This is a genomic window from Gardnerella sp. c17Ua_118, from assembly GCF_055804255.1.
In genome coordinates this window covers 265,819-288,576 of record NZ_JANUYT010000001.1, presented here as the reverse complement: position 1 = coordinate 288,576, position 22,758 = coordinate 265,819, and the positions used below count along the sequence as shown (strand labels likewise).

Here is a 22,758-nt window from a genome sequence, read left to right as displayed (position 1 = left end):
ATTCAGATATTTGTGCAAATTTATGCAAATTTTATAAGAATTTTATTCGTATTTACTACTCAAAATCCTTTGGACTTATAATGCCCAAAGCTTTTGCTCCGCGAAGTCCGCAAGTTGCAAAAGGAGTTTCGGAAACTAGCACAACAATCGAAGCGTTAGAAAGCCCAAGTCGCATTGTTCCTAAAACGTCTGGGTCAGAATCTGGGGAGGAAAGCCATTGCGCAGCCATCGACATTGTTGGCTCATGGCCTATAATCATTGTTATTTTAGATTCACTCCTAATCGCGCAAAGCTCATCCATTACAGATTGCATTCCGCCATCATATAAGCTTTTTCTTGATGCAACTATTGGCGAATCTCCAAACTTTTTAAGCATTTTGTGCATTGTTTGCTCTGTGCGATTTGCGCTTGAACAAACAATATAATCTGGAACAAGCTTTAAAGATTTCAAGCCTTTTGCCATGATTTTTGCTTGTTTTATGCCTTTATCGCTAAGGTCCCTTCCCCAATCGTCTCCCATTGTTGGCGGCACCGCTTTTGCGTGGCGCATTAGTAGAAGCACATATTTTGCATGCTTTACTTTTTTAACGATTTTTTTGATTGACGCCGCCATTTTAATCTCCTACTTCTAAAATTAAGCCTTATTAGGCTCTGGATTTGAGTTAGGCAATTGTGCGATTTGTAAATCTAAATCTCTAAGAACTTTTCTAAGCTTTCTATCGGATATATCTCTAAGAGACAAGTCTTCTAGCTGTTCTGCACGCTCTTCTGGGGTTAAGTCATCAATATCGCTAACAGTATCTTTTGTAGCACGCTCGCGCTTTTTCAACGCATTAAAGCCTTGTGCCATTGCGCGCGAAATAACCAAAAAACCAGTATGACCTATCATCGCGTGATCTGGTCTAACTGCTAAATCTTGAGCTTTCCAAGTTCTTTCTAACGTTTCTTGAATCTCTGGCTCCGTCCAAACTCCCGAAGCTCGCAAACTTTGTGCCATTCTAGACATTTGCGTTGTTGTTGTTACGTACGCAACTAATACGCCACCTGGAGCAATAACTCTATAAGCTTGTTCAAGCCTGTTCCAAGGGTCAAGCATATCTAGCATAATGCGATCAAAATAACCTTCTGGAAGAGACTTTGCTACTGTGTCAAAATCTCCAGTTAAAAGATTCCACCATTTTGGTTTTTCGCCATAGTAAATCGTTGCATTTAGTTGCGCGATTCTAGCAAAATCAGGCCTAAGCTCTATTGTTGTAAGCTCACCACTTTCGCCAACAGCGTCTAAAAGACTTAAGCTCATTGCTCCAGAGCCTGCTCCCGACTCTAAAACGCGCATTCCAGAGCGAATATCTCCTAAAGAAATCACTTGTGCAATATCTTTTGGATACATGATTTGAGCGCCTCTTGGCATAGATAAAACGTAATCCGCTAATCGCGGACGCATAACTACATAATCCCATCCGCCTATTGCGCGCGCAGCCATCCAAGGCTTGTTTGATTCTTTAGATGCGTCAACTGGCTTATTACTGCGCTCAAAATCACGTTTTGTGCTAACTGTTGTTACTACAACGCCTTGAGTTTTGCCAATAACATCGTCGTGCAAAATAATGCCGTGTTCGGTTTGTGTAACTCCGCCTTTAACAAGCTGTGCTGTGATTCGCTTGCCTTTTCTATCGGTGAATTGGATTTTTTCACCAACTTGCAAAACTCCTCTACGCGCATAGCTTTCGTACACAAAACACCTCGCTTATTTTTAGAACGACTTTTACTATTATAAGCTAACGGTTGTAAGTGGCATTGCTGAATCGATTGCAAAATCTGGAGCAGATGGACGAATGCCTGCTTCCACCAAATTCACGCCAAGCATTGCCACCATTGCTCCGTTATCTGTGCAAAGCTTCAATTCTGGCAAACGAACTTCGATTCCATGCTCTTCGCCTTGCTCTAAAAGATGCTCTCTAAGTTGCGAGTTTGCGGAGAATCCGCCACCAATCAACAAAGTTTTTGAACCGTATTGCTCGCAACCCATCATAGCTTTGCGAGAAAGAACATCTGCAACAGAGTTTGCTAAAGATGCACAAACGTCGTCTACTGGTATTTCTAAGCCTTGTACTTGGCGAGCTTCTACCCAACGCGCAACAGCTGTTTTTACTCCCGAAAAACTAAAGTCGTAAGGATGCTCTTTGCCAGAACGACCTTGCGTAAGTCCTTGCGGAACTTTCAACGTATTTGGATCCCCAAGGCGCCCATGCCTATCAATATGCGGACCTCCTGGATAAGGGAATCCTAGCAATCTAGCTACTTTATCAAAGCACTCGCCAGCTGCATCGTCTAATGTTGTTCCAACAACGTCTATGCTGCGCGCAATATCGTTCACGTGAAGAAGTGAAGTGTGTCCGCCAGAAACAATTAAAGCAAGAACGTCTTTAGGCACATCGCCAAATTGCAATTGCGTTACTGCAATGTGTCCAATAACGTGGTTTATTCCATAAATCGGCTTTTTTGCTGCACTTGCTAGTGCTTTAGCGCCAGAAACACCAACAGCTAAGCATCCCGCTAATCCAGGTCCTGCGCTTACTGCTATAGCGTCAATATCACTTAAATCCATATTTGCATCTGCTAACGCTTTTGATACCACTGGCACAAATGCTTCTGCATGCGCGCGCGATGCGATTTCTGGTATAACACCGCCGTAGCGTGCGTGCTCTTGCATTGAGGATGCTACAACGTTGGAAACTAATGTTCTTCCTTTAACGATTGCGGCGGCTGTTTCGTCGCAAGTTGATTCAATGCCTAAAACTATTGGCTCGCTTGTTTTATTCATTGTTTCACTCATTGTTTTCCTCACTTTTAGCACTGTTATAAGCTTCGCTAGGTTCTTCTAAGCTTTTTGAGCTTTCTAAATTTTCTAAGTCTTCTAAGTCTTCTATTTGTGCGCACATTGTATATGCATCTATTCCTTCTGGCATATAGTATCTTTTTCTTAATCCCATTTTTGTAAAACCGAATTTTTCATACAGTTTTAACGCTGGATTGTTATTTACTTTAACTTCTAAAAGCATTCGTTTTGCGCCTATTGATTTTGCATTTTCAATCATAGTTTTTAGAAGATTGCTTGCGATTCCTCGCTTTTGATACTCTTTTGCAACGCCTATTGTCATTATTTGAGCGTCGTCGCCATCAAACCAAAATCCTGCATACCCAGCTACCGTATTTGTGTTTAGATCAACATCTGCATAATACGCGCGCATTGGTGCTTGTAGCTCTTGCAAAATCATGTTCTTGTTCCAACATCCTTGCCCAAATAAGTCTGCTTCGATTTTTGCAATTTGAGAAACTATTGCCTCATATTTTGCACAATCAGTTTTCTCTATAGCTCTGCTTTTACTATTTGATGCACAAGCTGGATATTTTGAGCAAGTTATGTCTACGATCATATGCGTACTTCGCTTAAACCTTATTTTTCCGCTACTTCTGCCACTTTTGTAGCAGCACCAGACCCTAAAACGTGCTTCAACGGGTTTGGAACCGATACGTCTGGTCTTCTTAAATAAAGCGGTTCAATAACGTCTTTTTGGCTTGCGCACATCTTAAATATTTCTAATCCTTTTACGCCTAAATCAAGAGCGCTCGCTTCGGTAATTAAGCATATATTCTCGATTTTCTTCCAATCTTCAGCGTATTTTTTAGCACCATGACCTGCAACGCAAACGCAATAATCGCAAATATTATTTGATTCAAAATATTGATTTACTCTATCAACAATATTTGCAGGATAATCAATATCCATTTCTATTACTGCGCAACCACTATCGTCGTATAAACTCATATAAACTTGGCGTCTTCTAGCGTCATTTAACGAAAGAACATACGTGTGTTTAGCTACGCAAGATTCATTATTTTCGACTATTTCACTATTAGAGATAACGCCATTTTTAAGCGATTCTTCAAAAGCTCCAGAACGAATCATTAAGCTTTGAGGCAGCAAACTGTTGAATCCTAGAATCTTTGCGTTATTCGCAAAAGCAATCGCCTTAGCTGCAACTAGTCCAGCTCGTAAACCTGTAAAAGGAGCAGGACCTACTCCAACTACAATCTCGTCTATTTGATTAAGCTCTAGTCCAGCATTTTTTACCGCAAGATCAATGTTTACTTGCAATCTTTCAACATGAGTGCGAGAATCCGTTTCCACTATTGGATTATGCCCCACAACTCCAACTGTTGAACCGTACGACGTGTCTATAATCAGCGTATTGCTCATTTTCATTCCTTAAATTGACTAACCAATTTAGCTTACTCTTAATCAAGAATTTTTAAGCGATCGCACCAATCTCCTCCGACTGGAACAAGCGTTACAACACGATTCCCTTCGCTTGTAAACTCATTTGACTTTTCTTTATCAATTGGCCTATCAATATGAACTTCAAGACGAACATTTGCAAGAACGCCTGCCATTTGCTCTCCCCATTCCATAAGCACAACAGTTCCGTCTCCTGGCTCTTCCAAAGCTTCGTCTAATCCAAGCGATTCAAGCTCATCTAAAAGCCTAGAAACAGTGTCTTGCCCTGGAGCGTAATCTTTTCCACCAAGCCTGTACGCATCTACGTGAATAAGATTTGCTGCTTTTCCGTTAGAAAACGTGCCTTTAAGCTCTCTAGCAATAGTAAAAGTTGGCGAAACTATTGGCTCTTTTATTCCCAATCCTTTGCCAAATCCTTTAGCAAACGTTGTTTTTCCAGCACCAAGAGGACCAGAAAGCAAAATAACATCTGTTTCATGCACTATTTTTGCAATTGACTCGCCAAGATCTTGCATACACGAATCACTTGGAATTACAAGCTTTTTAATATTATGATTTTCCAAAATCGCACACTTTCGACTTAATTTAATTTAACGACCACGCAAAGCAATCATGCTAATGCATTTTTCTAAAGCGTAATCAGCATCACTCGCTCCACCTTTGCATTGCTCATCTGCCCATGCTAAACACATAAAACACTTACGAATCCCATTCTCACTCCATCCGCCTAAATCTCTCATAGCCATTTTTAACGCCCACGGATTCACTTTTGCTTGCGCGTTAGAAATTTCTCCGTTTTTAACTGCTATAGCTTTTGTAATTATGCGCATTTTTACAGCCAAAGCTCCAATCAACGCTATAGGGTCAACGCCTTGTAAAATCGCTCTTCTTGACGCAAGAATAGCTTGACCCGCGTTTCCTTGTGCAGCTTTATCTGCTACAAAAAATCCAGTTACTTGCGGATCAGATATTAAGTATTGGTCAACTATTTTTAGCGTGATTGGGTTATCTTCAAAATCAAAACAAAGTTGAGAACAAAGAGATGCTAACTGGTCTGTTTTCCCACCTAAAACCTCTACGATTCGCGCAGCGGCTGCAGGCTCTACTTTGCGATTTTGTCTTTCAAAAAGACTTAGCACAAAATTCAATCTTGCATCGTCTTTTTTAAGATCTGGAACAGTTATTTTGTTTGCTCCAGCTTTTTCTAGCTTTGTAACTATTGACTTTCCTTTAACACCACCTTCGTGTCGTGCAATAACCCAGCAATCGTTTTCATTAGTTTTTGATTTAGATTTACTAGCACAAAACTCTATTATTGCTTCAACTAAATCTTCATTAGCTTGTTCCAGATTATTAATAACAACAATTGTTCCGCTAGAAAAAAGTGATGGACCTGTAGCAGTTATAAAAGCATATTTATCTGCAATCAAAGCGTCTAAATTTACAACATCTGCATCTGGGCAGGAGTCTAATATGCGCGTTTTTAAGTCGCGAGCGTTCAAATCGTTCAAATACGCATCTCCACCAACTACAATCGTAAGTGGCGCAAAGTTTTTTAACGTTTGCATACGTACCCCTTAATGCTAATGTTTTACAAGTTAGCTAATCAAATCTACCATTAATTCGATTATTTTTAGCTATTTAACACATCTAATAATTGTACAAACTATACAAAACTTAAGATGATTTACTATAAATTGACTATAAAAATTGCTCAAAATCATCACTTGCACAAAAATCATTCAAAAAGTTCAACCGAATCATCTACAAGATGCTTAAAACGATTTGATTTTGCTTGAGCGTAAATCTTAAACGCATTATAAAACTCTTTATTTTTAAGATACTTATTAATAAAAAATACACACAAAAATACGCTAAATTCAACAAACCACGCAAGCCACGCGCCTAATGGCCCAGAAACCCATGGAATAACTCCGATTTGTAAATCTCCAAGATTCCAAGCACAATTTGCCATAATGTTTGTTCCAATAGAAGAAATATTAGCGAAAAATAGCGCAATCGAGTAATTCCAGCACGAGCAAACAAGCGACAAAAGCCCAAAAATCGTTGCAAAATCAACAAAAGGAGCAACAATCAAGTTCGCTATAATAGATATAAAAGAAACTTGAGGTTGCATTAATATTTGCACAGGAAGTGTAAAACATTGAGCACACAATGTAATACTTAATGCGCTTGCAATACTAGACGGTATATATCTTAAAAAGATTCTTCTTAAAGGCATTCCACAAACAATTATTCCAAAAGTAGCGCACACAGAAAGAGCAAACGCATAATCCCACGCAAACTTAGGGCAAACAAATAAAACACCTATAACAGTTAAGCTTAATGCGCTAGCCGATTGATACGCTCTAGAAAGTAAAAATGCGATTGAACAAATAATGCCCATTATAAGTGCGCGTAAAACTGAAGCAGATGGGTAAACAATAAGTGCTAAAGAAACATTTCCCAGTATTTCAAAAAGCGCACACAGCCATTTTGGAACAAGAAAATATAAGCAAACTTTACGAATCATTGCTGCAACAAGCAAAAAGTGGCCTCCAGAAACTGCCATTAAATGCATTATTCCCGAAATCTTAAATCTTTGCTTCATTGTATTCGCATACGAGCTGTCAATTTGACTACTTTTGTCTTCATCGTCATTGCTTAAATGCTCTTGACCTAAAAGCCCTACAGTAAGGCCAGGAACAAGCATTTGACCCTGCTCACTCAAATTGCCTGTAATTTTGTAAAATTCTTTATAAAGACTGTTTAGAGCGCTTGTTAAAAACCCAGATTTTTCAATCACTTTTAAGGAATTGACTTGATTTTTGCTAGATTTATCTTCATTACTAAACTTATATTTATCTTTTTTACAAGCTTTAGGAATTTGAATTTCTACATTATTTGCTCCAAATTTTGAGATACCAATCTTTGCAAAACTGCTAATCGTATAGCCGTAATTAATTGCTTTACAATCTGGATTAAAAGCGTAAAGTTTTGCGCTTGCAAAACTCACATGTTTTTGCACAACATGATTTTTATCTTCTATTTCAACACTTTTAACACTTACATTAGCTACACAATCTCCTCTAAAAGAAGGAGATGTTCTTAAAGGAGACGTTATTTTCATAGCCACTTTAACGCTTTTAGAATCGAGCCTTTTATTACCATCATAGCTTTGAGCACTTCTAGCACTTTCGCTTTTAATAACAGAAAAAACAGGATCTAGCTCTTCTAAGCATTGCGTAATCGAACAAATCATAAATGAAGCTAAAAATGCGCACATAATCGCATAAAAAGTTTGCTTGTATTTGATTATTTCTAAGCGTCTCAAAAATGTAATTTTAAACATGCCATTAGCAAATACGCAATAAAAACATGCAACAACAAACGCAAAAGTGGCAAATATTGTATACGCTAAAACTTGATTACTTTTGCATATAAATCTTGCATACAAGCATCCAAACCACATTGCAAAAGCAATTGGAACAAGTCTAAAATCCTTGTTTCCATTTTCAAAATTCCAATAAAATTCTTCCATTTTACGCCTTAAAGAACAAAGTTATAAAACAAACATATAGATAAACGATTCTTAACCAACACAAATCATCGATTTAATCTTTGCAAAAGTTTTCGGACCAATTCCATTGACTTGCATAAGATCTTCTACACGATTAAAAACGCGAACTTTTTTACGCATATCTAATATTCTTTGAGCCATTTTTGGCCCTATGCCTTTTATTGCTTGCAATTCTTCCGATACAGCACTGTTTATATTTATGCATTCACTTTTATTTTGAATATTTTTGCTTCTATTTTGACTATATTCACTCTTATTTTTTTCAATCAAATCTTGATTTTTGCTAACACTTTCAACGCTTTCTTCATCTTTTTTTAACTCACTTTTATAATTAGCGCTCACTTTTGATTTATTATTTGATTCGTCTTTTATTCCATCTTTTGATTTATCATTTGATTCGTCTTTACCATCATTTTTACCGTCGCCTTTAGCATCTGACTTATTGTAAAAATCAACTTGCTTATTAGAATGGTCTTTTGATTTTGCGCTAGCGTTATATGCATAAACCTTGCTATAAGTTGCATATTGACTTATTAACATTGTTAAACTACAAGATAAACAAACAACTAGAATCAGCATTATTGCTAAAACATGAGCAGGCTTTATAGCCAATCTAACATGATTCTTCACTCTTGCTTCGTTGCGCTTATTAAAATCATCAACTTTTAATGAAGAACTATTAGCATTAGCAGCAAGGTCTTTCAAAGCGAGCGCACGTTCTTTAGTTTCGCTATCTAAAACGCAAGTTTTATAGTCTAAAATATTCAAATCATCTTTTGTGTGCTGTAAATTTTTAGCTTCTCTATAAGAATCACTAATATCACTGATTTCTTCACTAACATAATTGTTCAAGCCACTAATCGCATCAAGCCTTTCCAAAACATTACGACTCGTTTTATGCACCTTTAATCACCTCCTTTTGTTATTCATAATCATTCATAAAAAAGATGCTTACCTCCACTATTAAATGAAGATAAGCATCTTTCAAGTAAAATTAACCAATGTGGTTAAAGGCTATTTTGCCTAGAAAACATTGATTTTTCAGCTTTCGTCTGGCACAATAGACACAATCTTTGGAGCCTTCACAATCACTTTGCGCGGAGCTTTACCACCCAAGCGATCAGCAACAGCTTCCAACGCAAGCTTTTCAAGCTCTTCGGCCTCAATATTCGGGTCAACTTCGAGCTTTGCGCGAACTTTGCCCTTAATTTGCACAACAGCTGTAACGGTATCCTCACCAACATAGCGAGAATCTGCAACAGGCCAATTTGCGTGAGCAATCGACTTAGTATGCCCAAGCTTGCTCCACATTTCTTCGCAAATATGCGGAGCAATCGGAGAAAGCATAAGAACAAGCGGCTCAACTGCTGCGCGAGGCACGCTATGCAAAGACGTTAAGTGGTTATTTAACACAATCAGCTTAGCGATTGCAGTGTTTGGTCGCATTGCTTCCATCTCTACAGTCACTTGCGCAATCGTGTTATTAACAAGCTTTAGTGTCTTTTCGTCGAGTGCATCTTCTGTTACTACGCAAGCGCCTGTTTCTTCGTTTACTACGTTACGCCACAAGCGCTGCAAGAATCGCATGCCTCCAACAACGTTACGCGTATTCCATGGGCGAGATTCAGAAAGAGGACCCATGCTCATCTCGTACAAACGGAACGTGTCTGCACCGTAATTTTCGTACATGTAGTCTGGCGTCACAATATTCTTTAGGCTCTTGCCCATTTTGCCAAACTCGCGATTCACGCTCTCGCCGTGCCACGTAAATGTTGGCTCTCCAGCGCCGTTATTAGCGCCTTCTTCAACCTCATCGGCTGGCACGTACTGTCCACGCTCATCCGTGTAAGCGTAAGCTTGAATCATGCCCTGGTTAAATAGGCGATGGAACGGCTCAGCAGAATCCACGTAGCCCAAGTCATAAAGCGCTTTATGCCAGAATCTCGAGTAAAGCAAGTGCAAAACTGCGTGCTCTACGCCACCAACGTAAAGGTCAACGCCGCCAGAAACATGCTCTTTGCCTGGACGGTTCGTACCCATCCAATAGTCATATTCGTCGCTGTCAACCATGTGCTCTGCGTCATTCGGATCCAAGTAGCGCATGTAGTACCAGCATGAACCAGCCCAGTTTGGCATAGTGTTTGTATCTCGATAGTAGGTTTTTACACCGTCACCAAAATCAAGCTGAACTTTAACCCAATCGTCGTTTCTGCTTAATGGCGCTTCTGGCTCCGAGTTTGCGTCGTTCGGAGCATAAGTCTTTGGTTGATAGTCTGGAACATCTGGCAAAGCAATCGGAAGCTCACTATCTGGAACTAAGTAAGCAACACCGTCCTCGTCATAAACGATTGGGAAAGGCTCTCCCCAGTAGCGCTGCCTAGAGAACAGCCAATCGCGAAGTCTGTAAGAAACTCTGCCAACGCCTACGCCTGCTGATTCAAGCCAAGTCGTCACTTTTTTAATAGCTTCATCTACGCGCAAACCGTTAATAGACAAGGCGTCGCCAAGCTTATGAGTATGCTCCACAGAAGAATTGATAACAATTCCGTCATGAGAAACAAATGGAGCTTTGCCATCATAATCTTCTAACTTTTCGTCAGAATCAGGCAAAGGCTTAACCGTATAAATTACTGGCAAGCCGAAAGCTTTAGCAAAATCATAATCGCGCTGATCGCCGCCTGGAACTGCCATAATTGCGCCCGTTCCATAACCCATAAGAACATAATCTGCAACAAACAGTGGAAGTTTTGCACCAGTTACAGGATTAATCGCGTAAAGACCAGTAAACAAGCCTGTTTTAGCCCCAGCATCTTCCGTGCGATCTTTAGCAGTCTTCGCGCGAGCTTGAGCCTGATACTCTGCCAAACCTTCCTTAAGATTTGCGTAGCCGCCCTTCCAACTTTCTGGAACACTAGCTTCCCACGCTTCTGGAATATGCTCAAGAATTGGATGATCTACAGAAACAACAGCAAAAGTAGTGCCAAAAAGCGTGTCTGGACGAGTTGTGTACACTTCCAAATCGCGAGTTTCGCCGTCCGAACATGGCACTTCAAAATGCACGGATGCACCGTGAGATTCGCCAATCCAGTTTCGCTGCATAAGCTTAACTTTTTCTGGCCAATCAATAGTGTTCAAATCTTCAACCAAACGATGCGCATAAGCTGTAATTCGCATAGACCATTGACGAAGATTGCGCTGGAACACTGGGAAGTTTCCACGCTCAGATTTACCTTCTGCAGTAACTTCCTCGTTTGCAAGCACAGTTCCCAATCCTGGGCACCAATTTACAGGAGATTTAGAAATGTAAGCAATACGGAAGTCATTCAAAACGTCTGCTTGTTCTACTTTGCTAAGCTCTTCCCACTTTTTGCCTGCAAAACCAGGAATTTCGCGCTTTGCGCTCTTAAACTCATCAACAAGCTCACAAATTGGACGAGCAGAACCCTTTCCTCCATCTTTTCTTACAAAATCAGGGTTATACCAAGCGTCGTAGAGCTTTGAGAAAATCCATTGTGTCCAACGAACGTAGTTTGTATCAATAGTTGCAAAAGATCTACGATCATCAAAACTCAATCCCATACGATGCAACTGCCTGCGCATATTTGCAATATTTGCCTCGGTAGTAATGCGAGGATGCTGACCAGTTTGCACAGCGTACTGTTCTGCAGGAAGTCCAAAAGCGTCGTAGCCCATAGCATGCAAAACGTTCTCGCCCTTCATACGGTGATATCGGCTTACAACGTCTGTTGCTAAATATCCAAGAGGATGCCCAACGTGCAAGCCCTTTCCAGAAGGATACGGGAACATGTCCATTGCAAAGAAAGAAGGGCGGCCTTCAGCATTCCTGCCTTCGCCATCCCTTAAATTACCCTTAACATTAGCAGCCCAGAATATGCCCTGCTCATCCCAGGTTTTTTGCCAGCGCTGCTCAATATCTTGTGCGAGTTGCGCATTATAACGAAAAGCTGGCTCAGCGATTGTAGCTTTATTGTCAGCTGTTGCATATTGTTGATCGTTGTCTTCCATAAACAAGCACTATAGCGACTCATATCGTCAATTTGCAACACTTTTTACAACTTTTAAGCATATTTTATTGTGTTTTTTGAAAGTTTTAATGCACAATTCACAAAATACTATTATTTAGCGTTTTTTATAAAAATCATTACTACAATTGTTTTAAGAGTTTAACATAAGAATTTACTAGAAATAATATGATTTAACGAGGTTAGTTATGAAGGTATCAAAGAACACGCTTTTATTAATCGCATGCCTTGTATGGGGATTTGCTGGATTTAACATTCTTAAGATTGGTGTTAATGCATACTCAAACTTTTTATCTCCTATTAACTTCACTTTATCTTTAGCTGTTTTTGTAATATTCCAAGTGTTTATTTTTGGAAAACTTGTTAAAAAGCATGTGTCTAGAATCAACGCTTACAAAGAAAACAAGCAATTTTTCCTTAAATTCTTTGACGTTAAATCTTTTATAATCATGGCTTTTATGATGACTTTTGGAATTGTTCTTCGTGCAACAAATATAGCTCCAGAACGCTTTATTGCCGTGTTTTATACGGGATTAGGCTCTGCATTAGCCTTAGCAGGATTGCTTTTTGGATATCATTTTGCTAAAACTGCATGTCCGCGTTACAAAAACACTCATACTATGCAATAGCGCTTACAAACACTTGTAACAACATCAACATTACTAAGGAATATTTGACTATCACTCTACGTAAGGAAGTTACTATGAACCATGTTATGAAACGTTATATTAATACGTCTTTGTTGTATGCTGTCCTCGCCATGATTGGCGGCGTCTTTTATCGCGAATTTACAAAATTTAATGCTTTCCATGCAAAAACTGTGCTTGCTGTAGTTCATACACACTACTTTATGCTTGGCATGGTTGTTTTTCTGTTACTCATACTATTTGAGAAAAACTTCAGTTTTAGTAACGAAAAAACTACAAGAATCCTAATAACTTATCATATTGGACTCAACCTAACAGCAGTAATGATGATTACTCGTGGAATTGCACAAGTAATGCGTCTACATCTCAGTCCATCTATAGATTTTTCCATAACTGGTTTAGCAGGAATAGGACACATCCTACTTGGCGTAAGTATTGTACTAATCTTATTGCAAATTAAACGCAGCATCGCTCATTGTGCTAATACTTCATTAGAATAGTGATGATAGGAATAATTTAGTTTATTCATAAAATATTTATTAAGTGTGTAACTATAAGCCGCATACGCTACTACATAAGAAGGTTGCTATGAGTAATAACGTGTATAAAAAGAGCAGATCATACGCACCAGAACGATTCTTTGAATGCGAAGGTCGTGGACTTAATTGGCTTCGAGAAGCTTACGACTATGGCGGGCCTAAAGTAGCTAAAGTTTTTGATTGGGGAAAAGACTACTTAAACATTGAACGCATTGAAACTACAAGCCCTACTCCTTTAGCATCGTTTGAATTTGGAGCATCTTTGGCACACATGCACGATTTCGGTGCGAAATATTTTGGGGAGCCACCTGCAGATTATGATGGCACATGCTATTTTGGTCCATTAAGCGACCCTGTAAAAATGGATTGTGGCAATTGGAACAATGTTATTGACTATTTGGCAGAAGGAAGACTTTTGCCAATGGTAAATCTTGGTATTTCTAGAGGAAGTCTCACAAAAAGCGATTTAGATCTTACAAATAAAGTTATTGACGCTCTGCCTGATTTGCTTGGAAAAGCCGCTGAAGATAAGCCAGCTCGCGTTCATGGAGACTTGTGGAGCGGAAACGTACTTTGGACTAAAAGTGAAGACGGAGAGCACACAGAAGCTGTTTTAATTGACCCTGCAGCTCACGGCGGACACCGCGAAGAAGATTTATCAATGCTTCACTTATTTGGAATCAGCTATTTTAAGCAGATTCTAGACGGCTACCAGTCTGTTCATCCGCTAAAATCTGGTTTTGAAAATCGCATGACAATTTGGCAACTCTACCCTATTGCTGGTCATTGTGTTTTCTTTGGCGGAGGCTACGTTAGCGAATATCGAGATATATGCTTGGATTTGCTTAATCGCTAAATTTGCATTAGATAATTTAATAGAAACTAACACATAAGTAAGCTAACAGATAAATAAGTACAAAACTAAAATTTACGAAAGGTTTTAACTATGATTCGCACTCATAAGCATATTTTGCGCAAAACTATTGCTGTTATAGCAGCTAGCACAATGCTTCTTGCGATTTGCGCATGCGGATCGAGCAATGCAAAAAACGCATCGCCTAGCGCAAAGCCTCAAGTGAATCACGGCAACGTTATAGTTTTTACGCCTTCTGATGGTCTAAATTTAAGTAGAAAAACTCCATTAAGTACATGGGATAATCTTGTTCCAGAAATAGTAAAATCGTTAAAAAAGCAAGGATTTTCCAGCAACTCAATCGCAACTAAGTCTTCTAACAGCTTGTACAATCAAAGTCAAGATATTCAAGATTATGTTGTAAACACTATTACGTCACTAAATTCTAAAAACAGCGCTAAAAATACTAAAAGTAAAAGCGCAAAAACAAATATTAAGAATCTTCAAGATAGCGCAAAAAAGCAGCTTTCAAAAACGACTATTGTTGTTGCTCCTTGGACTAATAAAAACGGACACAACAATTATGGAGATTATGTAACTCAACCAGATTCAAATAGTGATCAATTAAATGACGATGATTTAAAGAATCAACAAGAAGCAGAAAATAGACTTTCTAACGCTTTAGAGCTTGCTAAAAAAGCTGGAATGCATGTTGTTATGCTTTCTAGACTAAGTAAGGGATTTAAGCCAGACATTCTATTTGATCTTTCTTCTGCACAAAGAATTGGAGAGGTTCAAGCCTATACTCTTGTACAAAAATTGGCTCTAAATCAAGCATCTAAAGATAATCCAAAAAGTGTGGAAGTGCTTTTGCCTTGCCATAATCAAAAGCAAAATATTCATTTTCATGTTGGAATAAACAAACGCACAATAAACTCCGAAGATTCTTTGTATAAAACTCCAGAGTTTGATGACGAATTTTCCAAACTTGCATTTGAAGGAATCTGGAAAGTTCTAAAGCCATATTTTGAATCTGGACTAATGTTTTCTCCTTCTGGAAAGCTTAACAAGAATTCCACTGCAAACGATTGGAAAAACGTTGCTATAGATGCGGATAATTCCGATTCTGTTAAAGCAGAACTTGAATTTAGACTTATTGAAAAAAATAGTTCTAAATCAACTCCAACAAAACACGTAGATGGAATTATTGCGTTAGAAGATCAAGTTGCTATGCAAACAGAAAGCGCTTTAGAAGAGCTTGGATATAAGGGCAGCTCTGCAGACATTAATCCTTCGTTTACTCTTCCAGACATTATTGGAAACTTTATTGGAAAACGTAATTTAAGCAAAAAGCGCGTACCTTTGCCATCTAATGTAAAAAATAATAAGCTCAAAAAACAAAAAGTAAACGAAAAAAGTAACAAAAATAAAAACACACAAGACAGCAATCAAAGTAGCATCCAAGATAGTCAAAGTGAATATGCAAACACTATTGTAAACGATTCAAAATGGCCTGTTATTACAGGCTACGGAGCATACAAAGACGCTTTACCTAATCTTGTAAACGGAAAGCAATGGATGACTTCTATAGAAAACATCCAAAAGATTTCTAGCGATGTTGCAAAACAGTGTAACTCGTTAAACACTACTGGAAAGATTACGCAACTAGAAGACGTGACCATTTTTGTAAACAATAGTGATTCGCAAAAAGGTGTACCAGTTGCAAATGAAGATATTCTTGCAATCAGTGCAACTAATCTTAAAGCGCTTTTAATAGACCCAGGCTATGTGACTCTTGCAGACGCAGGGCTTTAATCGCTTTACTCCATTGCATTACACTAACGCCTTACACTAGGCAGCTTAAGCTTATGCACTAGCTTGCACACTATTAGTAGAGATTAATTCGATTATCTTTTGACTCTTGGAGCATAAATCTTATTTTCAATAAGATCTTTATAACGCTCTAAAACAACGCTTCTTTTTGCTTTAAGGCTTGGAGTAACCAATCCATTTTCTTGCGTAAACGCGTCTGGAACAATCTCAAACTTTCTAATCGATTGTGCTCTAGAAACCTTAGAATTTGCTTTTACAACACTTTGCTCAATTTCGGACCTTACAATTGAATTTTTTCGAGCTTCATCCAGCGAGCGCACTGGTCCTGCCCCTCTAGATATAAGCCACGAGTTTACTTCTGCCAAATCAAGCGCAATAATTGCCGATATAAACGGCTTTCTGTCTCCTACAACAACGCATTGAGAAACGATTGGGCAAGTCATAACAGAAGCTTCTAGAATACTTGGAGAAACGTTTTTACCGCCAGCAGTTATTATTAAATCCTTTTTACGGCCTGTAATCCTAACAAATCCATCTGGTTCTAGCGTGCCAAAATCTCCCGTGTGCAGCCAACCATTTACTATTTGCTTTTCTGTTATTTCTGGATGATTATGGTATCCAACGCATACTGCAGGGCTTTTAATGCAAAGCTCACCTTCATTATCTATTGCAACAGACACGCCTTTAACTGGAATACCTACTGTTCCAATTCTGTATCCCTTTGTAGGGTTTACCATTGATGGCGCGCATGTTTCTGTCATTCCGTAGCCTTCCAGGATTGGAAGCCCAATTCCATTAAAGAAGTGAGATATAGACGTGTCTAAAGGAGCACCGCCAGAAACACCGTATTCAACGCATCCTCCAAAAACTTGCAAAATCGACTTATATACAGTGTTTTTAAAGAATTCATGACTTATTGCAATCAATGGCGAAACCATTGCACCATTTTGCTGCGCCTTTGACCATTGTTTAGCAACTTTTACGCTTAACGCAAATATAACGCCTTTTAATCCTCTGCCTGCTTTTTGAGAAGCCGCATTGTAGATTTTTTCAAATATTCTAGGAACACCAAGCACGAATGTTGGCCTAAAGCTTTTGAAGTCACTAAGTATTGTTTTTAGATTACTAGATAATCCAAGCGTAACGTTTCCAGTAAAGCAAAAGAATTGCATATATCGTGCAAAAACGTGTGCTAGAGGAAGGAACAGCAAAAGTCGTGGATTACCATTCTTACTTTTTAACGCTATATCTGGCATAGAAACTATTCCAGACTTTGCTATAAAAACAAAGTTTCCGTGCGAAAGCTCAATGCCTTTTGGCTCTCCAGTAGATCCAGAAGTATAAACAATTGTTGCTAAATCTTTACCTCTAACAGCTTTTTCTCTCTCGTAAAATTCTGCATCCGTAACGGTTTTTCCGTATTCAATAAACGTGTCGATTGCGTTTGAACTCAATACGAATATTTCTTCAAGACATTTACACGACTTTTTTGCAATCAATACATTATCTCTAATTGCTTCGTCTTCAACAAAAATCATGCTCACATTGGAATCGTTAACAATGTTTTCTATTTGACTCACAGAGCTTGTTTCGTAGATTGGAACAGTTAAAGCTCCAATAGACATTATTGCCATATCTAGCAAAGTCCACTGCCAAGAAGTATGAGCAATTATAGATATTGAATCCCCTGGCATAACACCGTGTGCTATAAACCCTTTTGCAACAGATATAACTAAATCTCTAAACTCTTTAGCACTGTAGGATTCCCATTTTCCATTTTCGCCAAGATACTCAATTAAGGATCCGTTTGCATTGCGCTCTACGCGATTTTCAAGAAGCGAAAAAACATTTGCGTCGTAATCAATCTTCTCATTAAGATTGCGAGAATACTTTTGCATAGCCGCTCCTTAAATTGCGCATATTATTTAAGCAATGATTCTCAATATTTTACTCAAGAATCTATACACACTATACGATACGTATTTTACTAGTTTTCTTTTAAGTCTTCTTTTGGCTTTAACACTATTTTTTGTTTTTGAACCATCTGTTTTGGGTTTGCGTATGTTCTGTTTCTTCGTTTTAATCCCCATTGAACGCAAAGATTATCGCAATGATCCGACCCAACTGTTACATATGCAAAATTCTGACCCTTTTTAACAATTGACCCAACAGGTAAATCCGTATATGCAGGCTCAAATGTAGATGTTAAAACACCATGACTTATTGTTACAACGGACTTTCCAGCAACCAGCCCCGCAAAGGCGATTATTCCATCTTGTGGCGCTCGCAACTCATCACCTTCTTTAGCTTGCAAATCAACACCTCTGTGGCCTGCAAGCCAAGGCTTACTTGGAGCATCAAAATCCTTAATAATATTTGCTTCTTTTACTGGATATATCATCCTAGACTTGCAATATTCGTTATCATAATCCTCACTCATACTTGTAGCTAAAACACGCTTTTTAGAATTATTTTTACAAGTATTCGCATATTGCTTATACGCATCTTGCTGATTAGCTTGAATGTACTCATATTCAATGCTTTTGCTAATACTCGTATTTTCTATAACACGAATTAGTGTAATAAATGCAATCAAAGCAAAAAACGCTATTATGTATACAAAAATTATCTTATGTTTCAAAACATATTTTTTTATTCGATTAATTTTTTCGATGATTTTTTGCATCATTTTTTTATAAATGACTTTCATCTTAAATATTTTCCACATATTTTCTCTCCTTTGAATTTCACACTAAAAGTGGCGTATTTTAAGGGTTTTTGCTAATTTCATTTACGTTCTTAAAAGTTTTTCATACGATTCTTTTTTAGTAAAGATTTTTTAAGCAATGTGGTTAAAGGCTATAAAACCTTGATATTTCAACATTTAACAATTTTCGACACGCCCAAATAGGCATATATTTGCATATTGCCAAATTCCGTGTAATATAAATGTCTTGTGCACGGCACAAAGCCAAGCGCAGAAGATATTCCTGCGTAGCTCAGTTGGCAGAGCGTTCGACTGTTAATCGAATGGTCGCTGGTTCAAGCCCAGCCGCAGGAGCAAAATAAACCACCAGTCATGCTGGTGGTTTTTTGTTTTAGAAAAATTTTAGTCCATCAAAGCTAAGTCAGACTCTCAAAAACCTATAAGTTGCAATGCGTTAACGTACTTGCTTTGGCGTAAACTGTAAAGGTCGTTTGCATAAAGCAAATCTTGGCAAATATTGATAAACAGAGGATAAATATGTTAGAAAACATCTCCAAAGTCATGAATAATGGCAATAAAAAGAAGATGATAGTTCTTATAACTGGCGTTGTAGTACTTGCGCTAGTTCTTTGCATAGGCGCAATATGCTGGAGCGTTCAGATAATGCTCGCGTAAAAGAGGCTCGTAAAGCTTGCGAAGTTCAAGTTGCGCAAGTAACTAAAGCAAACAAATCTTGGAACAAACTTATTAAAAATTCTCTACTTGTGTCTTTTGCTAAAGAAGATTCCGAAAACGGCAAACTACTAAATAAGCTTATGAAGTTGCGCATTCCAGAAACAGTTGTGTGCAACGCAAATTCACCAGAAGCTTTAGGTGCGCAAAATGCTCAAGCTATTGCAGCAGCGCAATGGTATTCCGATAACGCTCAACGAATTCGCAGCATCACTTCTATTATGATTGATAAAGCTGCAGGCGACGAGTCTACTCAAGAAGACAAAAAGAAGGAAGAAGAAAGCCAAAAGCAATTGCAAGAGCTTACTGCTCCTGTTATTAGAAAAGCACCTAGAGTACAACGCAGACCAAGACTTACCATCCCTAACATTCCTCCAGATCCTGTAGAAACAGCAAAGAAAAAAGCTCAAGAAGATGCTGCTGCAAAAGAAGCAATTAGAGAAGCAGAAAAGAAGAAGGCTGAAGCTGCAAAGAAGGCAGCTGAAAAGAGAGCAGCTGAAAAGAGAAAAGAAGAATTAGAGCAAATGAGAAAAGAGATTAGAGAAGCTGAAAAGAAGGCTGCAGAAAAGAAGGCAGAAGAAGAGAAAAAGAAGAAGGAAGAGGAAGAGAAAAAGAAGAAGCAGGAAACTCCTCCTCCAACACCTCATACGCCTCCAACTCCTCCTGCGCCACCAACTCCTAATCCACAAGTTCCTACACCTGGAGCAACAGGAAATAGTGGCGGCGGTGGAAATACTAGCGGCAGCACTACTGGTGGCACTGTCAGCGGTGCTAATGGTGGAGGCACAGGCACAACACCTCCACCAGCTAATGGCAACGAAAACAAATAATAACCTCTGTTAATCAATAAAAAATGCGCTCAGCAAATTACTGAGCGCATTTTTATACTCTAATCACTTTGTTAAATCAACTTGATCTAACGGAATAACCTTAGTGTGATACTTAATCTTGTATCCAACATAAAGCACAATAAACAGCGGAACAGACATATAAGTTATGCCAATCGCTTGCCAATTAAGCGTGTGGAACGATTCAAGATCTTGACCAACAATAACCAAAATGCACAATACAAGAGCCACAATAGGGCCGAATGGGTACCACTTAGCTTTATAAACAAGATCGTCCAAAGACTTTCCTTGAGCAATATACGCCTTGCGGAACCTATAGTGCGCAGCTGCGATTCCTGCCCAGGCAATGAATCCAGTCAAACCACTTGCAGCAACTAAGAACATGTAAATTTGCGTTCCAAAAATACTCATCAAGAATGTTAAAAGAGCTACAACAAACGTTGCAACCAAAGATTGCATTGGAACACCTCTTCTATCTACGTTTCCAAACATCTTTGGAGCGTGATTATCTTTTGCAAGAGCGTAAAGCATTCTAGTAGAAGCGTACATTCCAGAGTTTGCTGCCGAAATAACAGATGTAAGTACAACAGCGTTCATAATTGTTGCTGCAACTGCCAATCCTGCGCGCTGGAACACAAGAGTGAATGGGCTTATAGAAATATCGCTAGCTTCCGATCCAAGCAAACTTGGGCTTGTGTATGGAATAATGCATGCGATTACAAAGATTGCAAGAATGTAGAACAAAACAATACGCCAGAACACTTGCTTTACAGCCTTTGGAATGCTCTTATCTGGTGTTGCAGATTCTCCTGCTGTAATACCAATAAGCTCTGTTCCCTGGAAAGAGAAGCCTGCAATAGCAAACGCGCCTAAAACAGCTGGGATTCCGCCAGCAAATGGAGCATTCTTATGCGTAAAGTTGCTTAACAATGGCGCTTTTCCGCCTAAAATTCCAACAATCGTAAGCAGACCAATAGCAAGGAATATAATAACGGTTACAACTTTAATAATCGAAAGCCAATACTCAGTTTCTCCAAAGCACTTAACAGTAAGAACATTAATCAAAAGAATAATAACAAGAACTGTTAGCGAAAATACCCATATTGGAACCTTAGGAAGCCAATATTGCAAAACGATTGCTGCAGTGCTTATATCTACAGCAACTGTGATTGCCCAGTTAAACCAGTAATTCCAGCCCATTGCAAATCCTAAAGCTGGATCAATAAACTTTCCAGAATAAGATGCAAAAGATCCACTAATTGGCATATAAGTTGCCATCTCGCCAAGAGATGTCATAAGAAAATAAACCATAATGCCGATTGCAGCATACGCTAAAAGCGCTCCCCCTGGGCCTGCCATGTGGATTGTTGCACCGCTAGCTACAAATAAGCCCGTTCCAATGCTTCCACCCAAAGCAATCATGGAAATGTGGCGTGTTTTTAGACCGCGATGAACGGTTTGAGATTCTGTAGTTGATGAACTGTTGTTACTCATTGTTTCCTCCTTTTGACAATATTCAAACAGAGGCAAACAGGCAACAATATGCATGTCGATAGCACTCCGCAGCAAATTGCCAAAATTGCTGCGACAGTCCTTGGCCTATTGAGCCAAGTCCCAGCTTGTAAGCTAGAAAGAATAACCTACAAACTTCGGCGCTCTCCCCTTTTGCAAATCACTTAACGCCTCTTTCTGGCTAATGATTGCTACTCTTGTTGAGCGCGACCTCTGGTCGATGTGTTTTATTATTAAGATAGGCAAAGACAAACTCTAGACACTAACCGATATTTATTCAGATTAGACTAGATTTTCTAGTTATTTTGATTATTTTTTTCTGTATTTTTTATGGCTTTATCGGAAATTTTACGACTATATGCATTATGTCTGCGATATTTATTTATTTTTATTGGCGATTTGCGATTCATTGCGCCAAAAAGCGTTAAATCAAACTTTACAGACATTAATCGCATAGCAACTACCAGCACAACAATAAGAGTATCTAAAATCATCTCTGTAATAACGTCAAAACACCCTGCTCGTTGTGCTTTTACAACAAATACCGTCAAAACACACCCAACTGCAGCAGGAAGTGCATACCAATGCTTATCTCGAACAATTACAGGAACTTGATTCAAAACCATATCTCGAATTAATCCACCACCAAGCGCCGTTGCCATGCCCAAAAACACAGACGCCATTCCAGACATGTGAAAATCCAGCCCTTTAGCAGTGCCATTTACAGCAAAAAGACCCAATGCTAAAGCGTCCAGAGTTAACATAAGCCACTTCCACTCATCAATTTCTAGATGAGCAAAAGCAACAATAACACCAGAAGCTAGACCCGTAAAAACAAATCCCCTATCCGCAATTCCTACAGGAGGCAAAGCGCCAAGCAAAACGTCTCTAACAATTCCACCACCCAATGCTGTAAGCCAAGACGTTGTAATTATTGCAAAAATATCGTAGTTCTTGCGAATAGCCCACATTCCGCCAACCATTCCACAACAACCCGCAGCTATGTATTCAACAACAAGGAAGAAAACGTTGTCCCCTAATGCCCCTTCCACAATACTTCCTTTCCATGCGCTAAACACTCAAAACAAAATCTAAGCAACAATTAACCTATATCTAACCAAGCATACAATTAGCGCGCCACTTGTTATAAACATAAAATGTTAT

Annotated in this window: 20 protein-coding genes, 1 tRNA gene and 1 riboswitch; of the genes, 7 read left to right on the top strand and 14 right to left on the bottom strand. The window is 38.8% G+C overall.

Annotation, left to right across the window (positions count from 1 at the left end; all coding sequences use genetic code 11):
• Positions 1-55: 55 nt before the first annotated feature.
• The 10 genes from NYP69_RS01255 to leuS all read right to left on the bottom strand — a co-directional run bounded on the left by NYP69_RS01255 (position 56) and on the right by leuS (position 11,906).
• The gene (locus tag NYP69_RS01255) at positions 56-613 is read right to left on the bottom strand and encodes a SixA phosphatase family protein (RefSeq protein ID WP_004133039.1); all 558 of its coding nucleotides are present in this window, start codon (positions 611-613) and stop codon (positions 56-58) included.
• A gap of 21 nt (positions 614-634) precedes the next feature.
• Positions 635-1,735, bottom strand: a complete 1,101-nt coding sequence (locus NYP69_RS01250; RefSeq protein ID WP_116285803.1) for a tRNA (adenine-N1)-methyltransferase — start codon at positions 1,733-1,735, stop codon at positions 635-637.
• 36 nt (positions 1,736-1,771) lie between these two features.
• Complete coding sequence (tsaD, locus tag NYP69_RS01245; RefSeq protein ID WP_473412866.1) at positions 1,772-2,836, bottom strand: tRNA (adenosine(37)-N6)-threonylcarbamoyltransferase complex transferase subunit TsaD; 1,065 nt, start codon at positions 2,834-2,836, stop codon at positions 1,772-1,774.
• On the bottom strand, positions 2,829-3,437 hold the full coding sequence (rimI, locus tag NYP69_RS01240) for a ribosomal protein S18-alanine N-acetyltransferase (RefSeq protein WP_473412865.1): 609 nt from the start codon (positions 3,435-3,437) through the stop codon (positions 2,829-2,831). The genes tsaD and rimI overlap by 8 nt, the downstream gene beginning before the upstream one ends.
• Positions 3,438-3,457: 20 nt before the next feature.
• The gene (tsaB, locus tag NYP69_RS01235; RefSeq protein WP_473412864.1) at positions 3,458-4,261 is read right to left on the bottom strand and encodes a tRNA (adenosine(37)-N6)-threonylcarbamoyltransferase complex dimerization subunit type 1 TsaB; all 804 of its coding nucleotides are present in this window, start codon (positions 4,259-4,261) and stop codon (positions 3,458-3,460) included.
• Between the two features lie 38 nt (positions 4,262-4,299).
• The gene (gene tsaE / locus NYP69_RS01230) at positions 4,300-4,863 is read right to left on the bottom strand and encodes a tRNA (adenosine(37)-N6)-threonylcarbamoyltransferase complex ATPase subunit type 1 TsaE (RefSeq protein WP_032815161.1); all 564 of its coding nucleotides are present in this window, start codon (positions 4,861-4,863) and stop codon (positions 4,300-4,302) included.
• Positions 4,864-4,890: 27 nt separating this feature from the next.
• Positions 4,891-5,868, bottom strand: coding sequence for a DNA polymerase III subunit delta (holA, locus tag NYP69_RS01225; RefSeq protein ID WP_473412863.1), 978 nt, complete (start codon positions 5,866-5,868; stop codon positions 4,891-4,893).
• A gap of 170 nt (positions 5,869-6,038) precedes the next feature.
• Entirely contained in the window at positions 6,039-7,841 is a 1,803-nt protein-coding gene (locus tag NYP69_RS01220) for a ComEC/Rec2 family competence protein (protein ID WP_464402229.1), read from the bottom strand.
• 51 nt (positions 7,842-7,892) lie between these two features.
• The gene (locus tag NYP69_RS01215; RefSeq protein WP_422111753.1) at positions 7,893-8,783 is read right to left on the bottom strand and encodes a ComEA family DNA-binding protein; all 891 of its coding nucleotides are present in this window, start codon (positions 8,781-8,783) and stop codon (positions 7,893-7,895) included.
• Between the two features lie 138 nt (positions 8,784-8,921).
• A complete protein-coding gene (gene leuS / locus NYP69_RS01210; protein WP_473412862.1) occupies positions 8,922-11,906 on the bottom strand; it encodes a leucine--tRNA ligase in 2,985 nt (994 codons plus the stop codon).
• A 205-nt stretch (positions 11,907-12,111) separates the two neighbouring features.
• Between leuS and NYP69_RS01205 the strand changes: the two genes are divergently transcribed.
• The 4 genes from NYP69_RS01205 to NYP69_RS01190 all read left to right on the top strand — a co-directional run bounded on the left by NYP69_RS01205 (position 12,112) and on the right by NYP69_RS01190 (position 15,777).
• The gene (locus tag NYP69_RS01205) at positions 12,112-12,552 is read left to right on the top strand and encodes a hypothetical protein (protein WP_016784939.1); all 441 of its coding nucleotides are present in this window, start codon (positions 12,112-12,114) and stop codon (positions 12,550-12,552) included.
• A 74-nt stretch (positions 12,553-12,626) separates the two neighbouring features.
• Positions 12,627-13,070, top strand: coding sequence for a DUF2871 domain-containing protein (locus NYP69_RS01200; RefSeq protein WP_080649342.1), 444 nt, complete (start codon positions 12,627-12,629; stop codon positions 13,068-13,070).
• Positions 13,071-13,158: 88 nt separating this feature from the next.
• The gene (locus NYP69_RS01195) at positions 13,159-13,965 is read left to right on the top strand and encodes a fructosamine kinase family protein (RefSeq protein ID WP_016784935.1); all 807 of its coding nucleotides are present in this window, start codon (positions 13,159-13,161) and stop codon (positions 13,963-13,965) included.
• A gap of 90 nt (positions 13,966-14,055) precedes the next feature.
• A complete protein-coding gene (locus NYP69_RS01190; protein WP_473412861.1) occupies positions 14,056-15,777 on the top strand; it encodes a type 1 periplasmic-binding domain-containing protein in 1,722 nt (573 codons plus the stop codon).
• Positions 15,778-15,869: 92 nt separating this feature from the next.
• On the opposite strand, the gene NYP69_RS01185 is transcribed toward NYP69_RS01190, so the two are convergent.
• Positions 15,870-17,693: an AMP-dependent synthetase/ligase gene (locus NYP69_RS01185; RefSeq protein ID WP_473412860.1), complete on the bottom strand. Its 1,824-nt coding sequence runs from the start codon at positions 17,691-17,693 to the stop codon at positions 15,870-15,872.
• Between the two features lie 89 nt (positions 17,694-17,782).
• A complete protein-coding gene (locus tag NYP69_RS01180) occupies positions 17,783-18,523 on the bottom strand; it encodes a peptidoglycan DD-metalloendopeptidase family protein (RefSeq protein ID WP_473412859.1) in 741 nt (246 codons plus the stop codon).
• Between the two features lie 260 nt (positions 18,524-18,783).
• Here NYP69_RS01180 and NYP69_RS01175 point away from each other — a divergent pair.
• The 3 genes from NYP69_RS01175 to NYP69_RS01165 all read left to right on the top strand — a co-directional run bounded on the left by NYP69_RS01175 (position 18,784) and on the right by NYP69_RS01165 (position 20,064).
• Positions 18,784-18,856 (top strand) — tRNA-Asn (locus tag NYP69_RS01175).
• Positions 18,857-19,039: 183 nt separating this feature from the next.
• A complete protein-coding gene (locus NYP69_RS01170) occupies positions 19,040-19,177 on the top strand; it encodes a hypothetical protein (RefSeq protein WP_473412858.1) in 138 nt (45 codons plus the stop codon).
• Positions 19,147-20,064 carry a hypothetical protein gene (locus NYP69_RS01165; protein WP_473412857.1) on the top strand — a complete coding sequence of 306 codons (918 nt, stop codon included), beginning with the start codon at positions 19,147-19,149 and terminating at the stop codon, positions 20,062-20,064. Before NYP69_RS01170 ends, NYP69_RS01165 begins: the two co-directional genes overlap by 31 nt.
• A gap of 63 nt (positions 20,065-20,127) precedes the next feature.
• Here the strand turns inward: NYP69_RS01165 and NYP69_RS01160 are convergent, their stop codons facing one another.
• Both NYP69_RS01160 and NYP69_RS01155 read right to left on the bottom strand, forming a co-directional pair.
• The gene (locus NYP69_RS01160) at positions 20,128-21,576 is read right to left on the bottom strand and encodes an amino acid permease (RefSeq protein WP_422111748.1); all 1,449 of its coding nucleotides are present in this window, start codon (positions 21,574-21,576) and stop codon (positions 20,128-20,130) included.
• A gap of 51 nt (positions 21,577-21,627) precedes the next feature.
• Positions 21,628-21,819: riboswitch (Lysine riboswitch) on the bottom strand.
• Positions 21,820-21,890: 71 nt separating this feature from the next.
• On the bottom strand, positions 21,891-22,646 hold the full coding sequence (locus tag NYP69_RS01155; RefSeq protein WP_119529303.1) for a trimeric intracellular cation channel family protein: 756 nt from the start codon (positions 22,644-22,646) through the stop codon (positions 21,891-21,893).
• Positions 22,647-22,758: the final 112 nt, after the last annotated feature.

Coding starts and splice junctions, on each gene's coding strand:
- NYP69_RS01170 (WP_473412858.1), top strand. CDS start 19,040: ATGTTAGAAAACATCTCCAAAGTCATGAATAATGGCAATAAAAAGAAG.
- NYP69_RS01185 (WP_473412860.1), bottom strand. CDS start 17,693: ATGCAAAAGTATTCTCGCAATCTTAATGAGAAGATTGATTACGACGCA.
- NYP69_RS01195 (WP_016784935.1), top strand. CDS start 13,159: ATGAGTAATAACGTGTATAAAAAGAGCAGATCATACGCACCAGAACGA.
- NYP69_RS01200 (WP_080649342.1), top strand. CDS start 12,627: ATGAACCATGTTATGAAACGTTATATTAATACGTCTTTGTTGTATGCT.
- holA (WP_473412863.1), bottom strand. CDS start 5,868: ATGCAAACGTTAAAAAACTTTGCGCCACTTACGATTGTAGTTGGTGGA.
- NYP69_RS01205 (WP_016784939.1), top strand. CDS start 12,112: ATGAAGGTATCAAAGAACACGCTTTTATTAATCGCATGCCTTGTATGG.
- tsaD (WP_473412866.1), bottom strand. CDS start 2,836: ATGAGTGAAACAATGAATAAAACAAGCGAGCCAATAGTTTTAGGCATT.
- NYP69_RS01220 (WP_464402229.1), bottom strand. CDS start 7,841: ATGGAAGAATTTTATTGGAATTTTGAAAATGGAAACAAGGATTTTAGA.
- NYP69_RS01255 (WP_004133039.1), bottom strand. CDS start 613: ATGGCGGCGTCAATCAAAAAAATCGTTAAAAAAGTAAAGCATGCAAAA.
- leuS (WP_473412862.1), bottom strand. CDS start 11,906: ATGGAAGACAACGATCAACAATATGCAACAGCTGACAATAAAGCTACA.
- NYP69_RS01190 (WP_473412861.1), top strand. CDS start 14,056: ATGATTCGCACTCATAAGCATATTTTGCGCAAAACTATTGCTGTTATA.
- NYP69_RS01160 (WP_422111748.1), bottom strand. CDS start 21,576: ATGAGTAACAACAGTTCATCAACTACAGAATCTCAAACCGTTCATCGC.
- NYP69_RS01180 (WP_473412859.1), bottom strand. CDS start 18,523: ATGTGGAAAATATTTAAGATGAAAGTCATTTATAAAAAAATGATGCAA.
- rimI (WP_473412865.1), bottom strand. CDS start 3,437: ATGATCGTAGACATAACTTGCTCAAAATATCCAGCTTGTGCATCAAAT.
- NYP69_RS01165 (WP_473412857.1), top strand. CDS start 19,147: ATGCTGGAGCGTTCAGATAATGCTCGCGTAAAAGAGGCTCGTAAAGCT.
- tsaB (WP_473412864.1), bottom strand. CDS start 4,261: ATGAGCAATACGCTGATTATAGACACGTCGTACGGTTCAACAGTTGGA.